The following is a 551-nucleotide window of genomic DNA, read 5'->3' as shown; positions in this document are numbered from 1 at the left end:
GGGAAGGTGCGAATAAGCAGGTCATTTCTTCCCAAGCTGACTCGCTGATTAAAATTTCGCGGATCTGGGCCGATTTTTTTCCCGCAAACACATCGAATCAGCCTATTTAGGCTATTTTTTCCACCATTTCTGGCGTTATTTCCGGTTTTTACTGAGATCTCTCCCACTGACGTATCATTTGGTCCACCCGAAACAGGTTGGCCAGGGTGAATAACATCGCCAGTTGGTTATCGTTTTTCAGCAGCCCCTTGTATCTGGCTTTCACGAAGCCGAACTGCCGCTTGATGATGCGAAACGGGTGCTCCACCCTGGCACGGATGCTGGCTTTCATGTATTCGATGTTGATGGCCGTTTTGTTCTTGCGCGGATTCTGCTTCAAGGTTTTTACCTTGCCGGGACGCTCGGCGATCAGCCAGTCCACATCCACCTCGGCCAGCTCCTCGCGCTGTGGCGCTCCTTGGTAGCCGGCATCGGCTGAGACAAATTGCTCCTCTCCATGAAGCAGATTACCCAGCTGATTGAGGTCATGCTCGTTGGCCGCGGTGGTGACC

At 52.5% G+C, this 551-nt stretch carries 2 pseudogenes; both read right to left on the bottom strand.

Features of this window, described 5'->3' with window-relative positions:
* Positions 1 to 167: pseudogene (locus KCR01S_RS25860) on the bottom strand (EAL domain-containing protein); the annotation flags it as partial.
* Positions 149 to 551 (bottom strand): annotated as a pseudogene (locus KCR01S_RS23670) (IS5-like element ISKpn26 family transposase); the annotation flags it as partial. The pseudogenes KCR01S_RS23670 and KCR01S_RS25860, both read right to left, overlap by 19 nt.

The organism is Kluyvera cryocrescens NBRC 102467, assembly GCF_001571285.1.
Classification (GTDB): Bacteria; Pseudomonadota; Gammaproteobacteria; order Enterobacterales; family Enterobacteriaceae; genus Kluyvera; species Kluyvera cryocrescens.
The sequence above is the reverse complement of the archived record's forward strand: the minus strand, read 5'-3'. Positions and strand labels throughout refer to the sequence as shown.